The organism is Segatella sinensis (assembly GCF_040095255.1).
Lineage (GTDB): Bacteria > Bacteroidota > Bacteroidia > Bacteroidales > Bacteroidaceae > Prevotella > Prevotella sinensis.
Genome location: NZ_JBBNGE010000105.1, coordinates 1 through 3,169 on the forward strand (window position 1 = coordinate 1; position 3,169 = coordinate 3,169).

2 protein-coding genes are annotated in these 3,169 nt (G+C 42.1%); both read right to left on the reverse strand.

Features of this window, described 5'->3' with window-relative positions:
- Positions 1–232 precede the first annotated feature (232 nt).
- A complete protein-coding gene (locus tag AAAT87_RS15150; protein ID WP_349226893.1) occupies positions 233–1,363 on the reverse strand; it encodes an ATP-binding protein in 1,131 nt (376 codons plus the stop codon).
- A 270-nt stretch (positions 1,364–1,633) separates the two neighbouring features.
- Entirely contained in the window at positions 1,634–2,926 is a 1,293-nt protein-coding gene (locus AAAT87_RS15155) for an ATP-binding protein (protein WP_349226894.1), read from the reverse strand.
- Positions 2,927–3,169 lie beyond the last annotated feature (243 nt).

Consider the following 3,169-nt stretch of genomic DNA (forward strand, 5'->3'; position numbering starts at 1 on the left):
GCTTTTATTTTCACTTTACCAAACTTTTTGTTAACTTTCTGTTGAATTTTACCAAAAATTCCAAATTCACGCCTATCCTAGGAGAATAATGTATACACTTGAGAAATCCCCCATCTGTAAAGTTCAACAGATTGGGGATTTACATTTCCTGAAACTCCATTAAAACCAAATAAGACAATGTCTCATAGGGGCAGTATCAGTTTTGAAAACGGACATTAAAGGGGGAGCATTATCACTCTATAACCCAATCTATCCAATTTTCAGGCGTCACGATGCACTTATCTTTCACCTGATAAGCAGAAAGGAAAGAGGCCGGGAACTTTGTATTGGCACGCTTAGGATTCCACTTCATTTCAAACAAGGAAAACTGACCATCACACTCCTCCAGATAATCAATCTCCTGCTGCTGGCTGGTACGCCAAAAATAGCTGTTTACATATCGTCCTGCATTTTGATTGGCCTTCATTCGCTCACTAATGAAGAAGTTTTCCCACAAAGCCCCCACATCCTGCCGGAGAGCAAGAGGTGCAAAGTTTTGCAAAATAGCATTACGTATTCCATTATCATAAAAGTAGAATTTCTTAGCACGTTTCAACTCCGTACGTAAGTTGCGACTAAAGCCATTCAACTTGAATATGATATAACACTTTTCGAGCAAATCAATGTACTTCTCTACCGTTTTATTATCTGTTCCTACGGTTTGCGCCAACTCATTATATGAAACTTCACTTGTAACCTGCAGTGCCAAGGCAGTAAGCAGCTTGGACAACAGGGCTGGGCGCCGAACACTTTCTAAATTCAACAAGTCCTTATACAGATAACTGTTAGACAAATTATACAGCAACTCCTTTGCATCCGTCTCATGATTCATGATATCTGGATAAGAACCATAAATAAGCCGATTCTCTAATGTTTGTTTTACACTAAGCAGTCCATGAGCCTTCATCAGTTCTCCTGTAGAAAAAGGGAAAAGATGGTACTCAAACTTGCGTCCTGTCAAAGGTTCGTTGAGCTTATTCTGCAATTCAAAAGAGGAGGAACCTGTCACCAAGAGTTGTACATCTGGGAAATTATCCGTGATTCGTTTCAAAACCATCCCGATATTCTCTACCCGTTGAGCCTCGTCTATCACAACAATAAGATTGTTGCCTATAAGCAGACGCAACTCAGAAGAATTTGCCTTTGCCAGCAACTCTCTTACTTCTGGTTCATCGCAATTCAACATAAGAGTAGGTTCATCACGATTCTCGAGCACCATTTTAAACAGCGTGCTCTTACCCACTTGTCTGGCTCCAATCACGATGATAGCCTTCCCGGAAAATATCCGGGCTTCAATTGTATCTTGTATTTGACGACGTATCATAAATATCCTTTCTTTTAAGTTATGAATCCTTCTTTCTTTCGGATGCAAAGATAAGGAAAAATAATCGTAATCCCAAAATTTATACCTATTTTTGGGATTACAATCCCAAAAAACATAGTAAATTTTGGGATTAGAGCGTTATTTCAACGTTTTTCACCGACCTTCTCCCCCTATCTCATGGGGGCAGTTTCAGTTTTGAAAACGGACATTAAAAAGTGCGATAGCACCGCCCTAACTACCTATTTTTATATAGTTAGGGCGGTGCTATTGCTAAAATTCGAGACCATTTACCGCATAGAGCGGTACGTTTGTAACCCAATCTTCCTGCTGATAATCATTCATGGAGATGCGATAGGCCTTCTTTGACCGGTTGTCTGCAACAAACTGGCGCAGGCTCTTTGCCTTGACATTCGTCTCGGCTTTCACCTCCAGCGGAACAATCTCGTCCTCCTCATCCTGGAGCAGAAAATCAATCTCCTGAGTACTGTTGGTCTTGGCATAATAATATGGTTCATACCTGAGAACGAGCTGCTGCAAAACATACTGTTCCGTCAACGCCCCTTTAAACTCGGTAAAAATACTGTTGCCAGCCACTATTGTCGCAGCCTTGAGATTAGACATCGCACCTAGAAGCCCGACATCCAGGACGAAAATCTTGAAGGCCGCCCGGTCTTCATAACTGGCAAGCGGCAGTCGGGGAGCTTTCACATTATATACCTTATATATCAGTCCGGCATCCAGCAACCACTGCAAGGCCAACTCATACTCCCGGGCTCTTGCTCCCTCACGCACCACTCCATAGATAAACTTCCTGTTCTCCTTACTCAACTGGGCTGGCAAGGATTTCCACAAATCAGTAATACGGGGAATAATCTCAGATGGAGCATGCTTCGACATATCTCTCTGATAACTGCTCAGAATATCCTTCTGTATGGTTCTCACCTCTTTCCAATCACGATTCTGGCAAAAACTCAATACAGCTTCAGGCATGCCTCCCACATAGTAATAATACTTCAAGAGTTCCTGAAACTTGGGGGCAAACATCGATATCATATTCCAATCCTTCGTCAGTAGCAGCTGCGCCAGATTCTTCTCCCCCATAGCCATCACAAACTCGATAAAGTTCATTGGATAGAGAGAGAGAAATTCCACCTTACCCACAGGAAAAGACTCCCCCTGATGCAGTTCGATACCCAGAAGAGAACCAGCCGCTATGACATGATAACCCGGCGCATTCTCTGCAAAATATTTCAGGGAAGTAACAGCATGAGGAGCAGCCTGAATCTCATCCAGGAATATCAGCGTTTCGCCCTCTGTGCAGGTTACATTCGTTGCAGCCCCAATAGCTGTAAGAATTCTAGGGATATTGGAGTCCTGCTCAAAGAGATTCTGCAGGATCTTCATCTCTTCAAAGTTCACATACGCCAGCTGCTTGTAATTCTGGCGGGCAAACTCCTTCACCAGCCAAGTCTTTCCCACCTGTCTGGCACCCGCAATAATAAGAGGTTTCCGATATTGTTTATTCTTCCATTTCAGAAGTTCATCGATAGCTAATCTTTCCATAATCCATAACTTTAAATCACATTTTATGAGGGAATATTCTACCTCTCTATCACATTTTATGAGGGAATAACGCTGCAAATATACACATTTTATGAGGGAATCCTGCAACTTTCCCACAAATTTTATAAAGGAGCGCCCACTTTTTAACTGATTTTAAAGGATGATATGGGTCACCAGTAAAAGTGTGTGGATTAGGCATAGATCTTCATTAGTCTGAAGAGAAAGAACTTACGGTCAATAATA

Bases quoted from the DNA above. Each gene is read 5' to 3' on its own strand.
- AAAT87_RS15150 (WP_349226893.1), bottom strand. From the start codon at position 1,363: ATGATACGTCGTCAAATACAAGATACAATTGAAGCCCGGATATTTTCC.
- AAAT87_RS15155 (WP_349226894.1), bottom strand. From the start codon at position 2,926: ATGGAAAGATTAGCTATCGATGAACTTCTGAAATGGAAGAATAAACAA.